We start from the raw sequence: 25,380 nt of genomic DNA, 5'->3' as shown, positions 1-25,380 counted from the left end.
GCAGGCAAAACGCCGTCTGCCCACGGAGAATCCAGATGTCCTTACCCAAACAAGTCCGCCTGGTCGAAGTCGGCCCCCGCGACGGTTTGCAGAACGAGAAACAACCGATCAGCGTTGCCGATAAGGTTCGTCTGGTGGACGACCTGACCGCCGCAGGCCTGAGCTATGTGGAAGTCGGCAGCTTCGTATCGCCCAAGTGGGTGCCGCAAATGGCAGGCTCTGCCGACGTATTCGCGCAAATCCAACAAAAGGCTGGCGTCACCTACGCTGCGCTGGCGCCTAACCTAAAGGGTTTTGAAGACGCCCTGGCCGCTGGTGTTAAAGAAGTCGCGGTGTTTGCTGCGGCTTCCGAAGCCTTCTCGCAAAAGAACATCAACTGTTCCATCAGCGAAAGCCTGCAACGCTTCGTACCGGTGATGGACGCGGCCAAACAGCATGGCATCCGTGTTCGCGGTTATGTCTCCTGTGTACTGGGCTGCCCATATGACGGTGACGTTGCGCCTGAACAAGTCGCGGCGGTTTCCCGTGAGCTGTTTGCCATGGGCTGCTATGAAGTTTCCTTGGGCGACACCATCGGCACCGGCACCGCTGGCGCGACCCGTACACTGTTTGATGTGGTAGGCCGAGACATCCCACGGGACAAGCTCGCAGGCCACTTCCACGACACCTATGGCCAAGCCATGGCAAACATTTACGCCAGCTTGCTCGAAGGCATCAGCGTGTTTGACAGCTCCGTCGCTGGCTTGGGCGGCTGCCCTTATGCCAAAGGCGCCAGCGGTAACGTAGCCAGTGAAGACGTGGTGTACCTGCTTAATGGTCTGGGTATCCACACCGGCATTGATCTCGACCTGCTGATTCAGGCTGGCAGCCGCATTTGCGAGGTGCTGGGTAAAGCCAATGGCTCGCGGGTTGCAAAAGCCAAACTGGCCAGTGCCTGATGCTGTAAAGACAGCCTGACAGGCTGTAAAGCACTGCGATCAGGCTGTGCCCATCAGGCCTGATCCTTGGTGTGTAGTTGCTACAGCAACGGCGCAGTGCCTCCTGTCAGAACAGCTAAACGAGTCGCCAGCCCCACGAAACCAACCGCTAGGCTGCGCAGCCAAACGCCATAACAAGAATTTGAGGATGCGACATGCAACAGCCCCTCTGGACGCCTTCCGCCGAGCGCATTGCCGCTACACAAATGGATCGCTTTCGCCTGTTCGTCAATCAGCGCCACACGCTGCAATTGGGTGATTACCCTGCCCTGCACCAGTGGAGCGTGGCGCAACGGGAAGCCTTCTGGCAGGCGATTGTCGACTTCTTCAACATTCGCTTCACCGCGCAGCCAACTCAGGTGCTTGAAGAAGGCAGCCAGATGCCCAGCGCCAATTGGTTTCCCGGCGCCACACTGAACTTTGCCGAACACCTGCTGCGCCGCCGTGATGACCACGTGGCCATTGTTGCCATCGGCGAAGACGGCAGCCGCGAGCAATTAACCTACGCCGAGCTAGCCCGCCATGTTGCCGGTCTACAGCGCAGCTTGAGGGCAGCTGGGGTTAGTGTGGGGGATCGCGTTGCCGCCTTTATGCCCAATACGTGGCAAACCTTGGTCGGCATGCTGGCCACCACCAGCCTCGGTGCGACTTGGTCGAGCTGCTCGCCAGACTTCGGCACACAAGGTGTGATCGACCGTTTCGGCCAGATCGAACCTAAAGTGCTGATCGCCACCGCAGGCTACCGTTACGCGGGTAAAAATCTCGACACCACCGCCAAGCTGAACGAGATCCTGGCGCGCTTGCCTGACTTGCAGCAACTGGTTGTTGTGCCCTACTCCAACAGCAAGGTCCGCGCTGAAGATTTCACCAGCAGCGCCAGCGTCAGTCTCTGGGAGGACTTCTATCAAGCCGGTGGCGAGCCTGAGTTCACCCCGGTTCCGTTCGCCCATCCGCTGTACATCATGTACTCCAGCGGCACCACCGGCGTGCCTAAGTGCATTGTGCACGGCACCGGCGGCACGCTGCTTCAGCACGTCAAAGAGTTGGGGCTGCACACTGACCTGACGGCTGACGACACCCTGTTCTACTACACCACCTGTGGCTGGATGATGTGGAACTGGCTGGTCTCCGGCTTGGCCATCGGCGCTACGCTGGTGCTGTTCGACGGTTCTCCCTTCCACCCTGAGCCGACTCGGCTCATTGACTTGATCGACAGTGAGCAAATCAACGTTTTCGGCACCAGCGCCAAGTTTATTGCCGCACTGGAAAAAGCCGGAGCGAAACCCCGCGAAAGCCACAAGCTCAGCAGCCTTAAAGCGATTCTCAGCACCGGTTCACCATTGGCCCACGAAAGCTTTGAGTACGTTTATCGCGATATCAAAACCGATGTGTGCCTGTCCTCGATTTCCGGCGGGACCGATATCGTCTCTTGCTTCGCACTGGGCAACCCGGTTCTACCCGTTTATACCGGCGAGCTGCAATGCAAAGGGCTGGGTATGGATGTGCAGGTGTGGAACGACGCTGGCCAGTCAGTAGTGGGCGAGAAAGGAGAGTTGGTCTGCGCCAAGCATTTCACCAGCATGCCAGTCGGCTTCTGGAACGACGCCAGCGGTGAGAAGTTCCGCTCCGCTTACTTCGAGAACTTCCCCGGTGTCTGGGCCCATGGCGACTATGCAGAAGTTACCGACAATGGCGGCCTGATCATCCATGGACGTTCAGATGCCGTGTTGAATCCCGGCGGTGTGCGTATCGGCACGGCGGAAATCTACCGTCAGGTAGAGAAAGTCGAGCAGGTACTGGAATCCATTGCCATCGGCCAGGACTGGCAAGGGGATGTGCGCGTTGTACTGTTTGTGCGGTTGCGTGATGGACTGCAACTGGATGACGCCCTGCGCGATCAAATTCGCAGCATCATCCGCGCCAATACAACGCCGCGGCACGTCCCAGCCAAAATCGTCCAGGTCGCGGATATCCCACGCACCATCAGCGGGAAAATCGTTGAGTTGGCTGTACGTAATGTGGTCCATGGCCAACCGGTTAAAAACACCGATGCGCTGGCCAACCCACAAGCCCTTGAGCTTTACCGTGGCCTGCCTGAGCTAAACGACTAATCCTTATTGCTGTGGCTTTATGCGCAGGCTTTTACCGGCCTGCGCTGCAACCTCAAGCGCCTGACCATCCCGCTGCTTGCCCTGGCGGGCCAACCCCACCAATTGCGGGATCAGATCGCCTTCGGTGAGGTGTTGCCAGAACCGCCCCGGCATATGCTGACGCATCACATTCGGGTTTAAACGGGCCGGATTGAAGATGTGGCGGTAGTAGGTGCGCCACAGCTCTGCACCGGGATCATCCGCGTTTTTTGCCCACTCGCGCCATTCGTCCGGACACTGGCGACGGTAATCGAATTCTCCGTCATAGCGGATACCGTCGCGGTGCGTCGCAATCAGCCAGCGCTGTTTGCCCAACCGCTCGGCAAAGTGCTCGCAGGCTTCGGACAAAATATCGTGGGCTGGCTCGTAATATGCGACCAGATCAAGCTGCAACCGATCTGCCAGATCGGCAGGCAGTGGTGTAAAGCGCACATACGCATGCAAGTGATGGGCTTCGCGGCGCACCTGTTTAATCCGCCGGTGCAATTCAGAACCCAGGCTGTCACCCGGTAGCATGGCGGTGCGATCACCATGGGCGACACGCCAGAGCACCTCATACAGCAGATTCCAACGCTGCTCGCCGTGATAACGGGCGGCGGTTTGCAGGAGGTTGAGCAATTGCGCCGGAACCTGAGTGCGGTATGGCCCACGGCCCTCCGGTAGCGTAGCAGGCACAGCCAGCAGATCGTTGATCAAGCCTTGCGACCACGTCACCTGGGACGGATCAATCCCATGGCTGAGCAGGCTTCGTGCCTGATCGCGCCACAGCTCAAAAGTGTCATCGCAATCCAGCTCAATCATCCCCACAACCCCATTTGCTCCGGCGCTTGCGGATCACGCAGCTTCGCCCGCAATAGATGGCTTGAGACCTCACCAGTACGCGGCCGGTAATCACTGGTGACGATAAAGGGCTTTGCCTTATCCAGCACACAACGCAGGTGGATCAGGTCGTCATAGCGAATCCGCCGTTCACGGCGCAACTCCACTAGGCGTTTCACTGAGCGCAAACCGATACCAGGGATACGAGCCATCACAGCCGGTTCCGCGCGGTTCAGGTCAACCGGAAACTGCTCGCGGTTGGCCAGCGCCCAAGCCAGTTTAGGGTCGATATCTAAGGCTAGATGGTTGTCCTCAGTTACCAGCTCACCGGCTTTGTAGCCATAACCACGCAGCAGGAAGTCCGCCTGATACAGACGGTGTTCACGCAACAAGGGCGGCGCAGCCAGCGGTACGGTGTTGGGGCTGTCCGGAATCGGGCTGAACGCTGAGTAATACACGCGACGCAGGCCATAGCCGTTATACAGCGACTCCGCGTTTCGCAAGATGGTGCGGTCGTCCGAACCGTCTGCTCCGACAATCATCTGCGTGCTCTGGCCTGCCGGCGCAAAGCGTGGTGCCCTCGCCTCACCTGCAACGGCCTGCTGCCCCAAATGAATAGTGCCCATCGCCTGGCGGATGCTGACTACCTTTTTCTCTGGAGCCAATCGCTTCAGCCCCGACTCACTGGGGAGTTCGATGTTGACGCTGAGTCGATCAGCCAGCCTGCCCGCCTCTTCAATCAGCAGCGGGTCAGCATCTGGAATGGTTTTAAGGTGAATGTAGCCACGGAAGTTATGTTCCTCACGCAGCAGCCGCGCCACACGAATCAGCTGCTCCATGGTGTAGTCCGCAGAACGGATAATGCCTGAACTCAAAAACAGACCGCTGATGCAATTACGCCGGTAAAAATCCAAGGTCAAGCGAACGACTTCTTCAGGCGTAAAGCGGGCACGAGGAACGTTGCTTGAACGGCGATTAACGCAGTACTGGCAGTCATACAAACAAAAGTTGGTCAGTAAGACTTTGAGTAGGGAGACACAGCGTCCGTCAGGGGTAAAACTGTGACAAATGCCCATTCCGTTAGTCGAGCCTATGCCATCCTTGCCCTTGGAGGTCCTTGTCTGTCCTCCACTGCTGGCACACGAAGCATCATATTTAGCGGCATCCGCCAGAATGCCGAGCTTGGCGATGAGTTGCATAGCACAATCCAGAATACTGATTATTTATACAGTATTAAGAATTACCTTACGACTCAAGCATTTGACTACACCTTTCGTCTATATTTAATGGGACTGAATTCCCAGTCAAAATAAGCTGTCATATGAGTGGGACAACGGGCGGGTTCCAATCCTCAAGCAGTGCGCCTACTTATGCCTACACTTGAAGGAACTGTACGGAGGATGTGGGATGCGACTCGTTCGATACTGCCTAATCTATTTGGGCTGTCTTTCCGCATCTGTCCAAGCAGCTGAGACCATCCAGCTGTTCATTCCTGATGCTCCTCCGCTGACCTTTCAGCAGCACCAGCTCGGCTACGGTATAGCAGGCGATATGACCCTCGCCGCAATAGGCCGTGCGGGCATGACGGCCAACCTTATCAACTCACCTTGGGCACGTGCACAAATTACTGTGAGCGCTGGGCGAGACCAATTAATCACCCCGCTTTCGCGAACACCCGAGCGTGAGGAAGATTACACTTGGATCGCACCAATCATGGCGCTGGAGCGGGCTTTTTTCTCTTTGGGCACCCCTGTCAGCAGCTTTGAGGATGCGCGCAAACGCTATAACCGTATTGCGGTAGGCCATGGTACTCCGCAGGAGGAAACTTTGCTTCAAGCGGGTATCAGCAGGGAGCAAATTGTCAGCCTCAAACTGGGTGAAATTCCTATCACCATGCTCAAGCGAGGCCGGGTCGACGCTTGGTTTACCGGCGTGCCAGAAGCACTCTTCTTATGGCCTGAAGGTGGCCCAAAGCTGCGCCGCAGCCCGGTGCTGAACTCATCTGATATCTACCTGGCCTGCTCCAAGGACTGCAACCCTGAATTGGTACAGCGCCTGAGACAGGTTATCGAGCAATTGCACAAAGAGGGTGAGCTTAAGAAAATCATGGCCGTGTACTTGCCCGAGCGCTAAGCGCCCGGGCGCCCAGTCAAATGCCTATCCGGCCTGGATCATCAGTGGACTGTTCTTCCTCAATTTCCTCCAACTTCAACTCTAGCCCCCACTCAGGCTTACTTGCTGCGGTTGGTTGAGCAGCCGCGGGGGTAGCAGCACCTTGCTCAGCGGCTGCAGGAGTCGCTGAACGACTATCGCGGTGTAGTTTGAGTTGCAGACGCACGTTGTTCGCGGAGTCGGCATTTTTGACGGCCTCCTCCTCAGTGATAGCCCCCTCATGCACCAGCTCGATCAAGGCCTGATCAAAGGTCTGCATGCCCAGGTTTCGGGACTTTTCCATGATCTCCTTAATTTCTGACAGCTCGCTGCGCTTGATCAAATCGCGAACAGTCGGCGTGCCCAGCAGCACTTCCACGGCAGCACGGCGTTTGCCATCGACGGTTTTAACTAAGCGCTGAGAAATAAAGGCCTTGAGGTTGTTACCCAGATCATTGAGCAACTGCGGACGGCGATCTTCTGGGAAGAAGTTGATAATGCGGTCCAACGCTTGGTTGGCGTTGTTGGCGTGCAGAGTAGAAATAGCCAGGTGGCCGGTATCGGCGAACGCCAGTGCATGTTCCATGGTCTCCCGGTCACGGATCTCGCCAATCAGAATCACATCCGGCGCTTGGCGCAGCGTGTTCTTCAGTGCTGCATGAAAACTGCGCGTATCCACCCCGACTTCACGCTGGTTGATAATCGACTTTTTATGACGGTGCACATATTCAACGGGGTCTTCAATGGTGATGATATGACCGCCGCTGTTGCGGTTGCGGTAGTCGATAAGCGCCGCCAACGAAGTCGACTTACCTGACCCTGTACCCCCTACAAACAGCACCAGCCCGCGCTTCTCCATCACGGTTTTGAGAAGTACTTCAGGCAGTTTCAGGTCCTCAAAACGGGGAATCTCCATTTTGATGTTCCGTGCGACAATAGAGACCTCGTTGCGCTGTTTGAAAATATTGATCCGAAAACGGCCAACACTGGGAACTGAGATCGCCAGGTTCATCTCAAGCTCGCGTTCAAACTCCTCACGCTGAGCACTGTCCATGACCGAATCGGCAATAGCTGCCACCTCTCCAGACTTTAAAGGCTCTGCACTGAGCGCTTTTAGGACACCATTAAACTTGGCACAGGGAGGAGCGCCCGTGGATAGATATAGATCAGACCCGTCCTGAGAGGACAGGATTTTGAGCATGGCGTTGAGATCCATAACAAAACATCCGGCAGAAAGGATTTATTATTTTTCGTACCACGGCCGCAAGCATCCACGCACTTGAAGCCGTTCACTGTCTAAAACGAAACATACTAGATAGTGGCACATTTATCCCACTTTAAACGAGGAGCCTGTCATGCCCAAGGCAATGGCCCGTCATATTCTTGTTAAGACTGAAGCTGAAGCTGCAGCCTTGAAAAAACGCATCGCCGCTGGCGAAGCCTTCGATGCCCTCGCCCGCAAATACTCAACCTGCCCGTCCGGTAAAAAAGGCGGTGACCTAGGCGAGGTTCGTCCAGGTCAGATGGTTCGGGCCATCGACCAAATCATCTTCAAAAAGCCCCTGCGCGAAGTTCACGGCCCGGTGAAAAGCCAGTTCGGTTACCATTTGGTTCAGGTTTTTTACCGCGATTAAATCTGCCGCCCTTCAGTTATCAAGGAACCATAGGATGTCCAACAAAATCCGGGTCGTGCTGTTGCACGGGGGCCGTTCCAGCGAGCACGCCATTAGCTGTGTCACGGCCAAAGAAGTCCTCAAGGCCATTGATCGTGAGCGCTTTGACGTTATTCCGGTCGGCATTACCAAAGCGGGCAATATGGTGCTCGTGGCCGAAGAGGATATGAACTACGCCCTGATTGCAGGCGCACTGCCAGAGGTCACTGACAATGGCAGCCGTTTCCGTTGGCCTGAATCGGCTGAAAGCCGCGCTATTAGCGTCACGGAGGCTGACGGCAGCGTTCGCTCCCTTGGCGACGTCGATCTGGCTTTCCCGCTGCTGCATGGTCCATTTGGTGAAGACGGCACGCTGCAAGGCATGTTGCAACTACTGTCAATCCCCTTCGTGGGCAACGGTGTGCTGTCCTCTGCACTGTGCATGGATAAACACTTCACCAAGGCAGTGCTGGCCGCTGCCGGTATTGGCGTTGCACCAGGTCGTTCGGTAAGCCGCGCACAACTTCAGCGCGACCCGGCACTGATTGATCAATTGGACAATGGCCTGCGTTACCCGCTGTATATCAAGCCTGCACGCTCCGGCTCCAGTATCGGCGTCAGTCGTGTAGCCGATGCCAGCGCTCTTCGTGCTGCAATAGATGAAGCCCTTAAGTCAGACGATGTCGTGCTCATTGAGTCCGGCGTTATTGGCCGTGAGGTAGAAATTTCAGTGCTCGGCGGCCGTTCTGGTAACAGCCCGCGCACGTCCAGTGTTGTCGGCGAAATCATCTGTGATGGCCGCGACTTCTACGATTTCGAAGCCAAGTACTTGGGGGCTGCCGGTGTCACACTTGAGTTGCCAGCCAGGGTCAGCGACAGTGAACTGAAACTGCTGCAGGACACAGCCATCCGCGCATTCGAAGCCACTGACTGTGCGGGTCTGGCCCGTGTCGACTTCTTCCTTACACCAGAGGGCGCTATCGTAAACGAGATCAACACCCTGCCCGGCTTTACCCCGATTTCGATGTACCCGAAACTCTGGGAAGCCAGTGGCCTGAGTTATACAGACCTAGTAACCGAGTTGATTGAACTGGCGCTTGACCCTCTGTCCCGAGCACGCTGACGCGCTTGCGGCCGGTTAAAAACACCGGCCGCAGCCAAGCAGGTTTAACCATGAATGCCGAACAAGTCCGCGCTTTCTGCCTATCACTGCCCGGTGCCCGCGAGGACATCAAATGGGGCGGCGCCAGGGTGTTCTCCATCGCTGGCAACAAGATGTTTGCCGTCCAGCACATTAATGGCACCCCGACATTGGGCCTTAAAGTGGATCAGGACTTGTTCCTCGGCTACTGCGACCGCCCCGGCATTCGCCCTGCCCCTTATCTTGCGCGGGCGCACTGGATAAGCCTCACAGAACCTTATGCCGCGTCAGAAACAGAATTGATGACTCTGCTGACGCGCTCTCACCAACTGGTCGTGAGCAAACTGCCGAAACTAAAAAGGCCTGGGCTTTTGCTCTAAACCTCAGCGCACGTTGTACGAGTAATGCGCGCATTCCTGTTCTCTCGCGAGACAAGGTTCTCGCGGAGAGAACTAACACCTGATTGCGCTGCTGAATAGATGCATCCCAACAGGATTCATGCCTACCGTTTTTAGCGTTTTTTCATCTACTTACAGATAATCGAAAATACAAATACGACTGGCCAATGACATCACTGTTACTCAGCTGTCCAGTTGCCGGCCATTGAAGCGTGTACGCCCACCATACAACTACCCGCGTAGCTATGAGACAATTGCCGGATGTCCGGCTGACTCCGCAATTTTTGTTCAGCTACTGAACACCGTCTTAATTAAATACAACTGGGCAACATGCACAGGGCTAATTGCAAAGCAATCAGCCCTCACCCCAGCTTTACCTTGCTGCAAGCCCCGAGGAATACAGGCTTTGATCTCCACCGCTAACATCACCATGCAATTCGGGCCTAAGCCCCTGTTCGAAAACGTCTCCGTCAAGTTCGGTAACGGCAACCGTTACGGCCTGATCGGCGCCAACGGCTGCGGCAAGTCCACCTTCATGAAAATCCTCGGTGGCGACCTAGAGCCCTCCGCTGGCCAGGTCATGCTTGAGCCGAACGTGCGCCTCGGTAAGCTGCGTCAGGACCAGTTCGCCTACGAAACCTTCACCGTGATCGACACCGTCATCATGGGCCACGAAGAACTGTGGAAGGTCAAAGCCGAACGCGATCGCATCTACTCCCTGCCCGAAATGAGTGAAGAAGAAGGCATGGCAGTTGCCGAGCTTGAGACCGAGTTCGCCGAAATGGACGGCTACACTGCCGAATCCCGTGCGGGTGAGCTGCTGCTGGGGCTGGGCATTCCGCTGGAACAACACTTCGGCCCGATGAGCGAAGTAGCGCCGGGCTGGAAACTGCGCGTGCTTCTGGCTCAGGCGCTGTTCTCCGATCCTGACGTGCTGCTGCTCGACGAACCGACCAACCACCTAGATATCAACACCATCCGCTGGCTGGAAAACATCCTCACGGCGCGTAACAGCACCATGATCATCATTTCCCACGACCGCCACTTCCTGAACAGTGTGTGCACGCACATGGCTGACCTGGATTACGGTGAACTGCGCCTGTTCCCGGGCAACTATGATGAGTACATGACCGCTGCAACCCAAGCCCGTGAGCGCCTGCTGTCAGACAACGCCAAGAAGAAAGCTCAAATTGCCGAGCTGCAAAGCTTCGTCAGCCGCTTCTCAGCGAACGCCTCTAAAGCTAAACAAGCCACTTCCCGCGCCAAGCAGATCGACAAGATCCAGCTTGCCGAAGTTAAGCCTTCGAGCCGTGTCAGCCCGTTTATCCGTTTCGAACAGGCGAAAAAACTCCACCGTCAGGCCGTTACCGTCGAGCACCTGAGCAAAGGCTTCGACGACAAAGTGTTGTTCAAAGATTTCAGCTTTACGGTTGAAGCCGGAGAGCGTGTTGCCATCATCGGCCCCAACGGCATCGGTAAAACCACTCTACTGCGTACCTTGGTTAATGACTTGCAGCCCGATAGCGGCAGCGTGAAGTGGACTGACAGCGCCGAAGTCGGCTACTACGCCCAGGATCATGCCCACGATTTTGAAGATGACTGCAACCTGTTTGACTGGATGGGCCAGTGGACTCAGGGCGGTGAGCAGCTGGTCCGCGGCACCCTTGGCCGCATGTTGTTCTCCAGCGATGACATCCAGAAGTCAGTCAAAGTCATTTCCGGTGGTGAACAAGGCCGCATGCTGTTCGGCAAGCTGATTCTGCAGAAGCCTAACGTGCTGGTAATGGATGAGCCCACCAACCACTTGGACATGGAATCCATCGAAGCCCTTAACCTTGCTTTGGAGAACTATCCCGGCACTCTGATTTTCGTCAGCCATGACCGTGAGTTCGTAGGTTCGCTCGCAACGCGCATCATCGAGCTATCAGAGAATGGTGTAAGCGACTTCACCGGCACCTATGATGATTACTTGCGCAGCCAAGGCATTATCGTCTGATTCGCGACTGATCTTTAAACGAAAAAAACCGGCATTAAGCCGGTTTTTTTCTGCGTGGGATAAGCTGTCCGTTCTTAAACAGACTTACTTGAACAGTACTGAAGCCTGCTCCAAAGCAGCCTTAATGGAGTTAGCGCGAGCCTCATCCCCGTATGCCAGACCTTCGGCGCGAACAACCTGAATGTCTGTGATACCAAAGAAATTGAGCATCAACTTCACGTACTCTTCATGAGCGTAGCCACTCGGCTGACCTACGTGCTGACCACCTGCGGAAGTCGCTACGATCACCTTCTTACCACCAGCCAAACCTTTAGGACCAGTTTCGGTGTAAGTGAAGGCTTTACCTGCAACAGCCAGGCGGTCGAACCATGCCTTCAGTTGGCTGGAGATGCTGAAGTTGTACATCGGCGCACCAATCACAATCGCGCCAGCTTCCAAGAACTCCTTCATGGTGGCCTCGGAAATTGCGGCCTCATACTTCAGCGCATCATTACGCTGATCAGCAGGTGTAGCGCCTGCAGCCAGAGTCAGACCGGAGAAATGGCTGATCGGCTCCGCAGCAAGATCACGGTAGGTCACTTGGGCATTGGGCTGAGCAGCAGTCCATGCATCAACAACTGCACGGCTCAACTGACGGGAGGCAGAAGCTTCACCAAGAATGCTGGAATCAATGTGCAACAGTTTCATTTAGTACTCCTCAACGAGGCTAGCAAGGATTAGTTGATGGAGTGATGATAATCCTTAGCCAATTCGAGCATTAGACGGTAATAATGCAATACTTTGTCCTATTTATAGAACAGTGCCGATATGAACGACCTTAACGATCTCTTTTATTTCGCCAAAGTTGTCGAGTGTGGAGGCTTTGCCGCAGCAGAACGAATGCTGGGCATCCCAAAATCTCGCTTATCAAGGCGCATCGCCGAACTTGAGAAGCGGCTGAATGTGCGGCTGCTCTCCCGCACGACCCGGATGCTAGCGCTGACTGAGGTTGGTCAGCGCTACCTGCGTCACTGCCAAGCCATGCTGTTGGAAGCTGAGCGTGCAGAAGAAACCATTGCCAGTCTGACTTCGGAGCCGGCTGGACGCCTGCGCATAAGTGCTCCTAGCGGGCTGCGCCTTGCAGAAGTCATCAGTAGCTTTCTGAGCAGTCACCCCAAAGTACAACTGGAGCTTGTACAAACTAATCGACGTGTCGACTTACTCAATGAAGGCATTGATGTCGCATTACGCATTCGTACAACGGATGACGAAGAGCCAGATTTGATTTGCAGGCGCCTTCAACCTTCACGGGAGTATGTGGTTGCTGCGCCGCAGTTGCTGCATGGCGCCAGTATCCAGACACCAGTCGATCTTCACCAACTGCCTGCACTGGGTTCACAACGTGCAGATCGAAAAATCCATCTACTTTTTCAAAACGAACAAGGCGAGCACTACGAAGCAGAACTCGAGCCACGTCTGGCCTGCGAAGACTTCAACATTCGCAAACAAGCCGCATTGGATGGGCTGGGCTTCACCATGCTCCCCGAAGCCTGGTGCCAGAATGAACTCGCCGATGGCCAGTTAATCCGCCTGCTGCCTGACTGGTTCCTGGCGTCAGGCAATTTGCAGGCCGTCTATACCCATCGCCGAGGCATGCTGCCGGCAGTACGAGCGTGGATTGAACACTTAACCGACAGCTATAGCAGCCAACTGCTACACACCCATCAGTAGCGCAAGACGCTTTGCAGAACCTCACCAAACAGGCGGCCATCCAGGACAAGCCAGTCAGCCCATACGACCTGGTGAGCAATAACAATCAACCAGAAAACAGCCTGAAAGGAAGCCTTTCGCGTTTTATGCCTAAACACCTGCTGGGCCACAAATGCCCCTGGCCATCCACCGGCTAACTCAACCACATGTAGAGCGTTTTCAGGCGTGCGCCAACGTCCTCCTCGAGCACTGCTTTTGTCATGCCAGTACTGGATAAAACTGATACAGCTCGCCACCGGATAGGCCAATAGCGCCCAGATGACCCCGCTTTTAGTAAACAGCGCTAGGGCGCCGAAAACGGGCAGCACACATAGCAGCAGTAGAAGCGAAAGCTTGCCAGTCATGTTGCGTATTCCGTGCGGCACTGCGCCCGGCTGTGACCGAGGACTCGCAACCTTACGGGCGACTCCAGGTTTACTTTCGGCTCTTGGCTTGCGCCGGATTGCGGGCCGATCCAAGCTCAACTCACCTGCAAGACGAACATGCTCTGCCCGATCTCTTCCACGCTCATCCTTGCCTTGCACATACATAACCTGATCGCCCTTCTGTGGTCGCCGGTCACCTCGCATAGCAGATATATGCGCGAAAACATCGGGCCCACCTTTCTCGGGTGTGATAAAGCCAAACCCCTTAGCGTCATCCCAGCTACGCACCACCCCACGGCGTTCCATCTACTCCCCCCACAACCTGATCGAGTCAGAAACAAAAACGGCAGACCGAAGCCTGCCGTAACACGATTATCCACAAGCTCATCAGCCTTGGGCTGTACTCCAGTCAATCCAACTCAATTGCCAAGTCGCCAGAATGAGCAGGCCGAAACCAATGCGGTACCAGGCAAAAACAGCGTAACTATGGTTGCCGATAAACTTCAGCAAGGCCCGCACTGCGATCATGGCAAAAATAAACGAGGTGACAAAACCGACTGCAAAAATCGGCAAGTCACTCATTACAAATATATCCCGATACTTCCAGCCGGAATAAACTGCGGCCCCGACCATGGTTGGCATTGCCAAGAAGAAAGAAAACTCAGTCGCGGCCTTACGTGACAGACCGAACAGTAACCCGCCAATGATGGTAGCTCCGGAGCGTGACGTCCCAGGAATCATTGCCAGGCACTGAGCAAACCCCACTTTCAATGCATCTTTCCAACTCATGTCGTCGACTGTTTCAGCATGTACCGCGTGGTTGCGGCGCTCAGCCCACAGCATGATCACACCACCAACTACCAGTGCAATTGCCACCGTAATTGGGTTGAAGAGGTACTCATGAATTTGATCAGCGAAAATAACCCCAAGAATTGCGGCAGGTAGGAAGGCCAGCAACAGGTTGCCCGTAAAACGCTGGGCCGAGCGCTGAGTAGGCAGACCAATAACGACATCCAGTATCTTGCGTCGATACTCCCAGACAACCGCCAGAATGGCTGCAAGCTGAATGATGATGTTGAAGGCAATTGCCCGCTCACCGCCAAAGCCAATCAGATCCGCAACAATGATCTGATGCCCCGTACTGGAGATCGGCAAGAACTCGGTTATCCCTTCCACCACGCCCAGAATGAAGGCCTGAAAAGCGCCCCAATAATCCATCACACTCCCCATTACGCGCCCTGATCGACGCGGATAAAAACACGATTTAAAATGCAACGCTTCTTAGTGCATGCAACATGCGTGCTGATGCACAGCAAAAGCTACGGCATTTGCAGGGGGGAAATCCTAACAGAGAACGCAGTTCACGTCGGTAATGTGACGAAACATCAGCATCATTTTGTCTTAAACAGACGCGAAACTTGGCAGCCAGTAATGGGCTTAGTACCAGAGGGAAAGGGGTTTTACAGGGATAGAGCACAGCCCTTAGGCTTGCTTGAAATGGAGGCGACCCCACCAGCCACACCCCGGCACTCGATGTCACCGCTACGGCTGCTCCCTTCCGGGCCTGACCGGGTTCACGGCTGATCAATGCGAGGGGACCGGCAGGGCCACCATAACGCGACTCACGATAAGTGAGCCGCGACATTGTACCGGCTTATGCTGAACTTACAACCGTTTCAATCACTTAGCTGCAAAATAGCGCATCAGACTCGGAACCTTGATACAAGTCGAGCCAGGTCACGGGACAAGTCCGATAGATGTCGGCTGGCTTGAGCACTGCGCTCCGAGGTTTGCAGCGCATCATTGGAGAGGTCACGAATATCGCTGATATTCCGTGCAATTTCCTCAGTCACACTGCTCTGCTCTTCACACGCTGTAGCAATCTGCGCTGTCATGTCGTTGATACGAAGCACTGAATCCCCCGTATCGGCAAGCGACTGATCAACACCTGCCGCCTGTTCAACACTTTGCCGCGCCTTAAGGCTACCAGCATGGGTTGCTTTGACAGCATCTTGAACGCCTAGCTGCAAGCGCTCAATCATCGTCTGAATGTCTTTGGTCGACTCCTGAGTGCGAGCAGCCAGTGCCCTGACCTCATCAGCGACGACAGCGAAGCCTCGGCCTTGCTCCCCGGCACGCGCTGCCTCAATGGCGGCATTGAGAGCCAAAAGGTTAGTCTGCTCAGCGATGCCCCTGATCACAGCTAGAACTGCATCAATACTGGAAGCTTCTTGCTCCAGTGCCTGAATCTTCAATGACGCGCCTTCAACTTCTTGTGCCAGTTGGCGAATCAACGTAATAGTTGCCCCTACAACCTCTGCGCCGTTACGTGATTGTTCCTCAGCATTGCGAGACGCATCTGCTGCAGATTGCGCATTGCGAGCAACCTCATGTACAGCAGAACTCATTTCTGTGGCCGCAGTGCTAACCTGATCAACTGCAGCATGTTCACGGCTGATCAAGCGGTCATTCTCAGCGGCCATTTCCGCAAGATGCTTGGCAGAAACCTCAACCTCACCTGTAACACGGCCAACCTCTTTAATAAGCGGTTGCAGCGTATCTAGGAATCGGTTGAAAGCGAAACTCACTCGCCCCACTTCATCGTCTGAAAGCACATCCAGGCGTGTACGCAAATCACCATCACCCTCGGCAATCTGGCTAATGCGTTCGAGTAAGCGATTTAATGGCCCGGTAACCAACAAAGGAACGCCCATCACGAGTAAAAGGCAGATACCCAGCCCCACAACAATGATGACACCCTGCTGCCAGGCAAGAGCCTCACCCAATTCAATCGCTGCTTGGCCCTCTGCATTCGCCTCGGAATCGTCCATCTCACCGAGCTTATCAATGACCGAACGGGTAGCCTGGAACTGATCTCTACTTTTGTTAAAACTAAGTTCTCGTGCTGCAAGCAAGTCTGTAGAGGACAGTCTCAGTACCTCTTGGGAGGTAACCTTCCAGCGCTCAAAAGTTGTGTCGAACTCGTCAACAAGCTTTAAGGCCTCAGCGCTAGGCTGCATTGCGGCAAACTTGTGAATACGCTCGGAAACTTGTGCTAAATTTTCTGCGTGTTCAGCACTTAAAATTTTGGTTCTCTCGCCGCCCTTAACCAGCAACAGGCTGCGCTCCGCCAGAAAAGCTTGATAGAGGTCCCTGTCTGCATTAAGCAGCAGACTAATCCCGGGCAAGTAGCGTTTGGTTAGTGTCGTGCTGGAACCGGCTACTTGATTGATGCCATGCATCGCCACCAAACCCATGGCGATAAAAAGTACGGCTAACAACATGATCGGCAATGCTATCTTCCACCTGAAACTCAGGTCGGAGAACTTCTTAAACATCACAACCCCCATAATGGCCATTTGGCATTTCTCAGAATACCTTAGTGAATAACCCCCGAGACATATTTACGGCAGAAGTTTTGGTTTCTATAGCTTCAGATCAATAGAATTATTTAAAACTAACTAGCTAGGTTTAACGACCTAACGCCTTAAGCAGGCTCCACACAAGGAAATGACATGCCCATCACTAAAGATCAGCTGATTAGCGATATTTCAGAAGCAATCGACAGCCCCAAAGCAACCGTACGCGCGGCCCTAGAGCAATTAAGCGAAATTGTGGCTGATGCTTTGGAAAACGGAGAGGAGATCACACTTCCAGGTATAGGCAAACTCAAAGTCACGGAACGTCCTGAACGTAGCGGCCGTAACCCGCAAACCGGCCAAGCAATAACCATCGCCGCAAAGAAAGTGGTTAAGTTTGTTCCTGCTAAAGCCCTTAATGACGCTATTAACTAAAGAGCCTGTAAGTAGCTCTTTCTAAGCAACATTATTCGACCGCAAAAGAAAACCCCCGCTCAGTTACCTGATCGGGGGTTTCGGTATAGGTGCTTGACGATGACCTACTCTCACATGGAGAAACTCCACACTACCATCGGCGATGCATCGTTTCACTTCTGAGTTCGGGATGGGATCAGGTGGTTCCAATGCTCTATGGTCGTCAAGCGATTCGTTGAAATACTGCCTAGGCACTACTTCGAAATCTTCAGACTTACTGCTTCTACTTAAAGTAAAACCCCCGATCAGTTACCTGATCGGGGGTTTCGGTATAGGTGCTTGACGATGACCTACTCTCACATGGAGAAACTCCACACTATCATCGGCGATGCATCGTTTCACTTCTGAGTTCGGGATGGGATCAGGTGGTTCCAATGCTCTATGGTCGTCAAGCGATTCAGCTGGGATATCGCGGTTAAGGCGCTATCCCGAATTGGGTATGTGATTGCTTTGTAGTTGCTGCAAATTTTCGGATGTTGTCGACTTCAACCGTCTGACACCACAAATTGTTTGGGCGTTATATGGTCAAGCCTCACGGGCAATTAGTACTGGTTAGCTCAACGCCTCACAACGCTTACACACCCAGCCTATCAACGTCGTAGTCTTCGACGGCCCTTTAGGGAGCTCAAGGCTCCAGTGAGATCTCATCTTGAGGCAAGTTTCCCGCTTAGATGCTTTCAGCGGTTATCTCTTCCGAACATAGCTACCCGGCAATGCCACTGGCGTGACAACCGGAACACCAGAGGTTCGTCCACTCCGGTCCTCTCGTACTAGGAGCAGCCCCTCTCAAATCTCAAACGTCCACGGCAGATAGGGACCGAACTGTCTCACGACGTTCTAAACCCAGCTCGCGTACCACTTTAAATGGCGAACAGCCATACCCTTGGGACCGGCTTCAGCCCCAGGATGTGATGAGCCGACATCGAGGTGCCAAACACCGCCGTCGATATGAACTCTTGGGCGGTATCAGCCTGTTATCCCCGGAGTACCTTTTATCCGTTGAGCGATGGCCCTTCCATACAGAACCACCGGATCACTAAGACCTACTTTCGTACCTGCTCGACGTGTCTGTCTCGCAGTCAAGCGCGCTTTTGCCTTTATACTCTACGACCGATTTCCGACCGGTCTGAGCGCACCTTCGTACTCCTCCGTTACTCTTTGGGAGGAGACCGCCCCAGTCAAACTACCCACCATACACTGTCCTCGATCCGGATAACGGACCAGAGTTAGAACCTCAAGGTTACCAGGGTGGTATTTCAAGGATGGCTCCACGCGAACTGGCGTCCACGCTTCAAAGCCTCCCACCTATCCTACACAAGTAAACTCAAAGTCCAGTGCAAAGCTATAGTAAAGGTTCACGGGGTCTTTCCGTCTAGCCGCGGATACACTGCATCTTCACAGCGATTTCAATTTCACTGAGTCTCGGGTGGAGACAGCGCCGCCATCGTTACGCCATTCGTGCAGGTCGGAACTTACCCGACAAGGAATTTCGCTACCTTAGGACCGTTATAGTTACGGCCGCCGTTTACCGGGGCTTCGATCAAGAGCTTCGCTTGCGCTAACCCCATCAATTAACCTTCCGGCACCGGGCAGGCGTCACACCCTATACGTCCACTTTCGTGTTTGCAGAGTGCTGTGTTTTTAATAAACAGTCGCAGCGGCCTGGTATCTTCGACCGGCGTGGGCTTACGTAGTAAATACTTCACCCTCACCGGCGCACCTTCTCCCGAAGTTACGGTGCCATTTTGCCTAGTTCCTTCACCCGAGTTCTCTCAAGCGCCTTGGTATTCTCTACCTAACCACCTGTGTCGGTTTGGGGTACGGTTCCTAATTACCTGAAGCTTAGAAGCTTTTCCTGGAAGCATGGCATCAACCACTTCGTCATCTAAAAGATAACTCGTCATCAGTTCTCGGCCTTGAACGCCCGGATTTACCTAAGCATTCAGCCTACAACCTTAAACACGGACAACCAACGCCGTGCTGGCCTAGCCTTCTCCGTCCCTCCATCGCAGTAATTAGAAGTACGGGAATATTAACCCGTTTCCCATCGACTACGCATTTCTGCCTCGCCTTAGGGGCCGACTCACCCTGCGTCGATTAACGTTGCGCAGGAAACCTTGGTCTTTCGGCGTGCGAGTTTTTCACTCGCATTGTCGTTACTCATGTCAGCATTCGCACTTCTGATACCTCCAGCAAGCTTCTCAACTCACCTTCACAGGCTTACAGAACGCTCCTCTACCGCTCAACTTACGTTGAACCCGTAGCTTCGGTGTATGGTTTGAGCCCCGTTACATCTTCCGCGCAGGCCGACTCGACTAGTGAGCTATTACGCTTTCTTTAAAGGATGGCTGCTTCTAAGCCAACCTCCTAGCTGTCTAAGCCTTCCCACATCGTTTCCCACTTAACCATAACTTTGGGACCTTAGCTGACGGTCTGGGTTGTTTCCCTTTTCACGACGGACGTTAGCACCCGCCGTGTGTCTCCCGTGCTGACACTTGCTGGTATTCGGAGTTTGCATCGGTTTGGTAAGTCGGGATGACCCCTAGCCGAAACAGTGCTCTACCCCCAGCAGTGATACACGAGGCGCTACCTAAATAGCTTTCGAGGAGAACCAGCTATCTCCGAGCTTGATTAGCCTTTCACTCCGATCCACAGGTCATCCGCTAACTTTTCAACGGTAGTCGGTTCGGTCCTCCAGTCAGTGTTACCTAACCTTCAACCTGCCCATGGATAGATCGCCCGGTTTCGGGTCTATACCCAGCGACTAAACGCCCTATTAAGACTCGCTTTCGCTACGCCTCCCCTATTCGGTTAAGCTTGCCACTGAATATAAGTCGCTGACCCATTATACAAAAGGTACGCAGTCACCTAACAAAGTAGGCTCCCACTGCTTGTACGCATACGGTTTCAGGTTCTATTTCACTCCCCTCTCCGGGGTTCTTTTCGCCTTTCCCTCACGGTACTGGTTCACTATCGGTCAGTCAGTAGTATTTAGCCTTGGAGGATGGTCCCCCCATATTCAGACAAAGTTTCTCGTGCTCCGTCCTACTCGATTTCATTGATAATGAGATTTTCGTATACGGGGCTATCACCCACTATGGCGGCACTTTCCAGAGCCTTCTACTAATCTCAAATCAACTTAAGGGCTAGTCCCCGTTCGCTCGCCACTACTAAGGGAATCTCGGTTGATTTCTTTTCCTCAGGGTACTTAGATGTTTCAGTTCCCCTGGTTCGCCTCTTACACCTATGTATTCAGTGCAAGATACTCAGCTTATGCTGAGTGGGTTCCCCCATTCAGAGATCTCCGGATCAAAGTCTGTTTGCCGACTCCCCGGAGCTTATCGCAGGCTACAACGTCTTTCATCGCCTCTGACTGCCAAGGCATCCACCGTATGCGCTTCTTCACTTGACCATATAACCCCAAGCAATCTGGTTACTGTCTCAAACGTGAAGACGACATTCGCCGAAAATTTGCAATTGAGAACTACAAATTTTGCCTTGACCAAACTAATCACCAGTGAAAGTAATTAGTCAGTCACTTCTATCACATACCCAAATTTTTAAAGAACGATTCTTCTAGCCAAAGACCAGAAATCAACATTTCATGCTAAGCATAAATGTTCATTTCTGAACTCTAGTAGAGAGTGGTGGAGCCAAGCGGGATCGAACCGCTGACCTCCTGCGTGCAAGGCAGGCGCTCTCCCAGCTGAGCTATGGCCCCAATGTCTTGAAGCCTGCGCCCCATGAACATTGGTGGGTCTGGGCAGATTCGAACTGCCGACCTCACCCTTATCAGGGGTGCGCTCTAACCAACTGAGCTACAGACCCAATCGTCTTCTGCAATGAATCAAGCAATTCGTGTGGGAGCTTATGAGAAAGCTGATGTCGTCGATTAAGGAGGTGATCCAGCCGCAGGTTCCCCTACGGCTACCTTGTTACGACTTCACCCCAGTCATGAATCACACCGTGGTAACCGTCCTCCCGAAGGTTAGACTAGCTACTTCTGGTGCAACCCACTCCCATGGTGTGACGGGCGGTGTGTACAAGGCCCGGGAACGTATTCACCGTGACATTCTGATTCACGATTACTAGCGATTCCGACTTCACGCAGTCGAGTTGCAGACTGCGATCCGGACTACGATCGGTTTTATGGGATTAGCTCCACCTCGCGGCTTGGCAACCCTTTGTACCGACCATTGTAGCACGTGTGTAGCCCTGGCCGTAAGGGCCATGATGACTTGACGTCATCCCCACCTTCCTCCGGTTTGTCACCGGCAGTCTCCTTAGAGTTCCCACCCGAGGTGCTGGTAACTAAGGACAAGGGTTGCGCTCGTTACGGGACTTAACCCAACATCTCACGACACGAGCTGACGACAGCCATGCAGCACCTGTGTCTGAGTTCCCGAAGGCACCAATCTATCTCTAGAAAGTTCTCAGCATGTCAAGGCCAGGTAAGGTTCTTCGCGTTGCTTCGAATTAAACCACATGCTCCACCGCTTGTGCGGGCCCCCGTCAATTCATTTGAGTTTTAACCTTGCGGCCGTACTCCCCAGGCGGTCAACTTAATGCGTTAGCTGCGCCACTAAAATCTCAAGGATTCCAACGGCTAGTTGACATCGTTTACGGCGTGGACTACCAGGGTATCTAATCCTGTTTGCTCCCCACGCTTTCGCACCTCAGTGTCAGTATCAGTCCAGGTAGTCGCCTTCGCCACTGGTGTTCCTTCCTATATCTACGCATTTCACCGCTACACAGGAAATTCCACTACCCTCTACCGTACTCTAGCTCGGCAGTTATGAAAGCAGTTCCCAGGTTGAGCCCGGGGCTTTCACTTCCATCTTACCGAACCACCTACGCGCGCTTTACGCCCAGTAATTCCGATTAACGCTTGCACCCTTCGTATTACCGCGGCTGCTGGCACGAAGTTAGCCGGTGCTTATTCTGTCGGTAACGTCAAAACAGCAAAGTATTAATTTACTGCCCTTCCTCCCAACTTAAAGTGCTTTACAATCCGAAGACCTTCTTCACACACGCGGCATGGCTGGATCAGGCTTTCGCCCATTGTCCAATATTCCCCACTGCTGCCTCCCGTAGGAGTCTGGACCGTGTCTCAGTTCCAGTGTGACTGATCATCCTCTCAGACCAGTTACGGATCGTAGCCTTGGTGAGCCATTACCTCACCAACTAGCTAATCCGACCTAGGCTCATCTAATGGCGCGAGGCCCGAAGGTGCCCCGCTTTCTCCCGTAGGACGTATGCGGTATTAGCGTTCCTTTCGGAACGTTATCCCCCACCACCAGGCAGATTCCTAGGCATTACTCACCCGTCCGCCGCTAAATCCAAGAGCAAGCTCCCTTCATCCGCTCGACTTGCATGTGTTAGGCCTGCCGCCAGCGTTCAATCTGAGCCATGATCAAACTCTTCAGTTCAATACTGCTTGGGTTTTGAGAAAACCCTAAACCTGGCTCAGCAATCGCAAAAAACTCTCGAATTCACGAGTGTTACTTGTGATGCTGATAATCTTTTGACTATCAGTCTTAACTCACAAGCACCCACACGAATTGCTTGATTCAGTTGTTAAAGAACGGTTGGTTAAGTCTTTCGTCTCAACCGAGGCGCGCATTCTACAGCAGCCTCTTTCTCTGTCAAGCGATTTGTGAAAATTTCTTTTCAACTTCAACCACTTGCGCTTTCGATCGCCATTCAGCATCTCGTCAGCGGGAGGCGAATTCTACAGCGTTTAAAAACCCTGTCAACCTGCCTTTCTCACCGCTTTCGATCCACCTGACCGAAGCCACCAACAGGAGTAAACCACCACACTGCCAGCCCGGCGCATTCTACTCAGCTTCCGCTGAATTGCAACCTCTTAATCTTCATAACTTATTGATTTATAAGAAATTTAATTAAGGGCTAGCGCCGAAGAAGGGGCGCATTATAGAGGCGCGCCGCTGAGCGTCAACAGAGCATTACGAATATCAGCACAACATCTGCCTATTTACTCCGACGCGCGACAGCACGCTCATAGATACGCTGACGAGCCATAATCATCGGATCGCCACTGTCTTCGATTCCATCACTGAGACGTGCAGGATTAAAGTCCAATGCCTGCTGCAGACGATCTTGGTCAGCCTCAGGAATCAGCGTGCTTAGAGTGAACAGACCTAGGTTCACCTCTTCATTAGTCTCAGGCCAAGGCTCCGATCCGTCAGTCACTGAATCTCCCGGCGCAGCCAACTGGGCGATCAACCTCAATTTCACTGGCCCTTTAAGGAGCCGGCGCTTTAATTCTGTTCGCAAATGATCCGGCTCCCACCCTTCAATCTCACGAACATCTGGGCTTTGTTCTCTGATCAGCGGCTCAATGCGATAGCGCACGGCCCGACGCTGATTGCTCTGATTGACGAGCACGAATGCATTGACGCCGTAGTATTCAAGACTGGCATAGCTTTGTGGTGCGGGTTTGGCAGCTTCGATAAATGCTTTTGCACGAGGATGGGACGAAAGAAACGCCCCTAGTTGCGCCGGATTCGCCTGATCTCCTCCAGCAGCGGCGATACCCCGGAGAAAGCTCAGGAACTCTTCAGGTGTCGCGACTGGAAATCCATTGAAGGAGTGACTGACAATATCCGTAGTCTTCCCATCAGGAAGCGTGAACCGAATAGCCAGTCCATGCGGACTGGCCGTCGGGTCTCCATCTACTGTTGATGGAATTCCACTGAAATTTGAAAAGCGTAGTACGACCGGAACAACCCCCCCCTGAAAATGGGGTGCTCTACTCAATCGCTTGGCCTCAGGTGAGGCTACAAAAGTGCCTTGCACCAGCACGCCCTTGGCATGGGCAACACGGAAGCCCGGATGCCTACCAAATGTCGCATACAAGGCATCCAGCAAAGCATCGTAGAGCTGGTTCTGCGTCATGGGGATCCCCCTCACTGATGGCTGCACATCATCCGCAGCGTTTACGAATGGTGCAGCCACCGCACTCAGGCTGGCCAGCACAGCCAAGACCAGCACTGAATGCCTACCCATGGAGAACTGGTCTTACTTCGACAGGAATGGATAGTCGGTGTAGCCCTTATCCGCGCCACCATAGAAGCTGCTTGGATCTGGCTCAGCCAGAGCGGCACCTTGCGCAAAGCGCTCTGGCAGATCAGGGTTGGAGATAAAATGCTTACCGAATGCAATCGCGTCGATCAAACCTGTATCAATCGTTTGCTGTGCAGTCTCTTGCGTATAACCGCCACATACGATGATGGTGCCATTGAACTTGTCACGCAGCTGCTGGCGGAACTCAGTTGTGTAGTTCGCCCCCGGCCATTCGGCAAGGTGGATATATGCAACATTGCGCTTACTCAGTTCCTCAGCCAGGTATAAGGTGATCTCACCGGCCTCACTGCTGAAGTCCATATCGTTAACAAAAGGCGGGCACCAAGGCGAAAGGCGAATACCCACACGCTGTGCCCCAAGCACTTCAGATACCGCGTCTACCACTTCCAAGGCAAAACGGGCGCGATTGGCAATCGAACCACCATACCCATCAGTACGATGGTTGGTGCTGACCGACAGAAACTGCTCGATCAAATAGCCATTGGCACCATGCAATTCAACCAGATCAAAACCGGCTGCATCTGCACGGCGAGCAGCCTGAGCAAATTCTTCAACGACCCTGGCGATGCCTTTTTCGCTAAGCAAATAGGGCTCATCACAATCCACCATGCCAGGATTACCTTGCTCGTCAAAAGCAAAGGTTTTGGCCTGTGCACGAATAGGAGAAGGTGCAACAGGAGGCTGACCTTCTGGCAATACCGAATGATGAGAAATACGGCCGACATGCCACAGCTGCGCAGCAATCAAACCACCCTTGGCATGCACAGCATCTGTAACCAGCTTCCAGCCGGCCTGCTGCTCGTCAGTGAATATACCCGGTGTAAAGGCATAGCCTTTTGCTCCCGGTGCAACAGGAACACCCTCAGTAATGATCAAACCAGCACTGGCACGCTGGGAGTAGTACTCAGCAGTAAGTGCATTTGGAATGTCCCCTGGCTGAGTTGAACGCGCCCTTGTCATCGGAGCCATCAACACACGGTTTTTGGCCGTAAAAGTCGAGAGTTTGAACGGTTGCAACAAGCTTTGTATATGACTCATAACA

At 53.7% G+C, this 25,380-nt stretch carries 18 protein-coding genes, 2 tRNA genes, 4 rRNA genes, 1 other RNA gene and 1 pseudogene; 9 read left to right on the top strand and 17 right to left on the bottom strand.

Translation table 11 applies throughout. The features are described from left to right. Nucleotides 1-35 precede the first annotated feature (35 nt). Nucleotides 36-938: a hydroxymethylglutaryl-CoA lyase gene (locus WG219_09640; protein WXL27686.1), complete on the top strand. Its 903-nt coding sequence runs from the start codon at nt 36-38 to the stop codon at nt 936-938. A gap of 194 nt (nt 939-1,132) precedes the next feature. Beyond that, nucleotides 1,133-3,088, top strand: coding sequence for an acetoacetate--CoA ligase (locus WG219_09635; GenBank protein ID WXL27685.1), 1,956 nt, complete (start codon nt 1,133-1,135; stop codon nt 3,086-3,088). A 3-nt stretch (nt 3,089-3,091) separates the two neighbouring features. Here WG219_09635 and WG219_09630 read toward each other — a convergent pair whose 3' ends face one another. Beyond that, a complete protein-coding gene (locus tag WG219_09630; protein WXL27684.1) occupies nt 3,092-3,934 on the bottom strand; it encodes a TIGR03915 family putative DNA repair protein in 843 nt (280 codons plus the stop codon). Next, nucleotides 3,925-5,145, bottom strand: coding sequence for a putative DNA modification/repair radical SAM protein (locus WG219_09625; protein WXL27683.1), 1,221 nt, complete (start codon nt 5,143-5,145; stop codon nt 3,925-3,927). The genes WG219_09630 and WG219_09625 overlap by 10 nt, the downstream gene beginning before the upstream one ends. 208 nt (nt 5,146-5,353) lie before the next feature. Here WG219_09625 and WG219_09620 point away from each other — a divergent pair, with 208 nt between their 5' ends. Then, on the top strand, nt 5,354-6,079 hold the full coding sequence (locus WG219_09620; protein WXL27682.1) for an ABC transporter substrate-binding protein: 726 nt from the start codon (nt 5,354-5,356) through the stop codon (nt 6,077-6,079). 16 nt (nt 6,080-6,095) lie between these two features. Here the strand turns inward: WG219_09620 and WG219_09615 are convergent, their stop codons facing one another. Further along, complete coding sequence (locus tag WG219_09615) at nt 6,096-7,313, bottom strand: PilT/PilU family type 4a pilus ATPase (protein ID WXL27681.1); 1,218 nt, start codon at nt 7,311-7,313, stop codon at nt 6,096-6,098. 139 nt (nt 7,314-7,452) lie between these two features. Between WG219_09615 and WG219_09610 the strand changes: the two genes are divergently transcribed. The 4 genes from WG219_09610 (at nt 7,453) to WG219_09595 (ending at nt 11,284) form a co-directional block, all read left to right on the top strand. Next, entirely contained in the window at nt 7,453-7,731 is a 279-nt protein-coding gene (locus tag WG219_09610) for a peptidylprolyl isomerase (protein ID WXL27680.1), read from the top strand. A 34-nt stretch (nt 7,732-7,765) separates the two neighbouring features. Continuing rightward, on the top strand, nt 7,766-8,872 hold the full coding sequence (locus WG219_09605) for a D-alanine--D-alanine ligase family protein (protein WXL27679.1): 1,107 nt from the start codon (nt 7,766-7,768) through the stop codon (nt 8,870-8,872). A 50-nt stretch (nt 8,873-8,922) separates the two neighbouring features. After that, the gene (locus WG219_09600; GenBank protein ID WXL27678.1) at nt 8,923-9,270 is read left to right on the top strand and encodes an MmcQ/YjbR family DNA-binding protein; all 348 of its coding nucleotides are present in this window, start codon (nt 8,923-8,925) and stop codon (nt 9,268-9,270) included. 424 nt (nt 9,271-9,694) lie between these two features. Next, nucleotides 9,695-11,284: an ABC-F family ATPase gene (locus WG219_09595; GenBank protein WXL27677.1), complete on the top strand. Its 1,590-nt coding sequence runs from the start codon at nt 9,695-9,697 to the stop codon at nt 11,282-11,284. A gap of 84 nt (nt 11,285-11,368) precedes the next feature. On the opposite strand, the gene WG219_09590 is transcribed toward WG219_09595, so the two are convergent. Then, entirely contained in the window at nt 11,369-11,971 is a 603-nt protein-coding gene (locus WG219_09590) for an FMN-dependent NADH-azoreductase (GenBank protein WXL27676.1), read from the bottom strand. 120 nt (nt 11,972-12,091) lie between these two features. Here WG219_09590 and WG219_09585 point away from each other — a divergent pair, with 120 nt between their 5' ends. After that, nucleotides 12,092-12,994 carry a LysR substrate-binding domain-containing protein gene (locus WG219_09585; protein WXL27675.1) on the top strand — a complete coding sequence of 301 codons (903 nt, stop codon included), beginning with the start codon at nt 12,092-12,094 and terminating at the stop codon, nt 12,992-12,994. Here WG219_09585 and WG219_09580 read toward each other — a convergent pair. The 5 genes and pseudogenes from WG219_09580 to WG219_09560 form a co-directional block, all read right to left on the bottom strand. After that, nucleotides 12,988-13,377, bottom strand: a complete 390-nt coding sequence (locus WG219_09580; GenBank protein WXL27982.1) for a DUF1294 domain-containing protein — start codon at nt 13,375-13,377, stop codon at nt 12,988-12,990. The two genes, WG219_09585 and WG219_09580, sit on opposite strands and share 7 nt — an antisense overlap. A gap of 192 nt (nt 13,378-13,569) precedes the next feature. After that, nucleotides 13,570-13,704: pseudogene (locus WG219_09575) on the bottom strand (cold shock domain-containing protein). A gap of 81 nt (nt 13,705-13,785) precedes the next feature. Continuing rightward, a complete protein-coding gene (locus WG219_09570; protein WXL27674.1) occupies nt 13,786-14,616 on the bottom strand; it encodes an undecaprenyl-diphosphate phosphatase in 831 nt (276 codons plus the stop codon). A gap of 289 nt (nt 14,617-14,905) precedes the next feature. Further along, nucleotides 14,906-15,002: signal recognition particle sRNA small type (ffs, locus tag WG219_09565), an RNA gene on the bottom strand. Nucleotides 15,003-15,101: 99 nt separating this feature from the next. After that, on the bottom strand, nt 15,102-16,736 hold the full coding sequence (locus WG219_09560) for a methyl-accepting chemotaxis protein (GenBank protein WXL27673.1): 1,635 nt from the start codon (nt 16,734-16,736) through the stop codon (nt 15,102-15,104). A gap of 177 nt (nt 16,737-16,913) precedes the next feature. Between WG219_09560 and WG219_09555 the strand changes: the two genes are divergently transcribed. After that, nucleotides 16,914-17,192, top strand: a complete 279-nt coding sequence (locus WG219_09555; GenBank protein WXL27672.1) for an HU family DNA-binding protein — start codon at nt 16,914-16,916, stop codon at nt 17,190-17,192. 91 nt (nt 17,193-17,283) lie between these two features. On the opposite strand, the gene rrf (WG219_09550) is transcribed toward WG219_09555, so the two are convergent. The 8 genes from rrf (WG219_09550) to WG219_09515 form a co-directional block, all read right to left on the bottom strand. After that, a 5S ribosomal RNA gene (gene rrf / locus WG219_09550) occupies nt 17,284-17,399 on the bottom strand. A 109-nt stretch (nt 17,400-17,508) separates the two neighbouring features. Next, a 5S ribosomal RNA gene (rrf, locus tag WG219_09545) occupies nt 17,509-17,624 on the bottom strand. A gap of 128 nt (nt 17,625-17,752) precedes the next feature. Further along, nucleotides 17,753-20,643: ribosomal RNA gene (locus WG219_09540) — 23S ribosomal RNA — on the bottom strand. A gap of 233 nt (nt 20,644-20,876) precedes the next feature. Then, a tRNA-Ala gene (locus tag WG219_09535) sits at nt 20,877-20,952 on the bottom strand. Between the two features lie 30 nt (nt 20,953-20,982). Then, a tRNA-Ile gene (locus WG219_09530) sits at nt 20,983-21,059 on the bottom strand. A 65-nt stretch (nt 21,060-21,124) separates the two neighbouring features. Then, nucleotides 21,125-22,660: ribosomal RNA gene (locus tag WG219_09525) — 16S ribosomal RNA — on the bottom strand. The 16S, 23S and 5S rRNA genes sit together here with 2 tRNA genes alongside, the layout of an rRNA operon. A 562-nt stretch (nt 22,661-23,222) precedes the next feature. After that, nucleotides 23,223-24,149 carry a catalase family peroxidase gene (locus tag WG219_09520; protein WXL27671.1) on the bottom strand — a complete coding sequence of 309 codons (927 nt, stop codon included), beginning with the start codon at nt 24,147-24,149 and terminating at the stop codon, nt 23,223-23,225. Between the two features lie 123 nt (nt 24,150-24,272). Next, on the bottom strand, nt 24,273-25,376 hold the full coding sequence (locus tag WG219_09515) for an alkene reductase (protein WXL27670.1): 1,104 nt from the start codon (nt 25,374-25,376) through the stop codon (nt 24,273-24,275). Nucleotides 25,377-25,380: the final 4 nt, after the last annotated feature.

The organism is Pseudomonas mendocina (assembly GCA_037482215.1).
GTDB classification, from domain to species: Bacteria; Pseudomonadota; Gammaproteobacteria; order Pseudomonadales; family Pseudomonadaceae; genus Aquipseudomonas; species Aquipseudomonas mendocina_E.
This window is presented reverse-complemented; position numbering and strand designations above follow the sequence as displayed.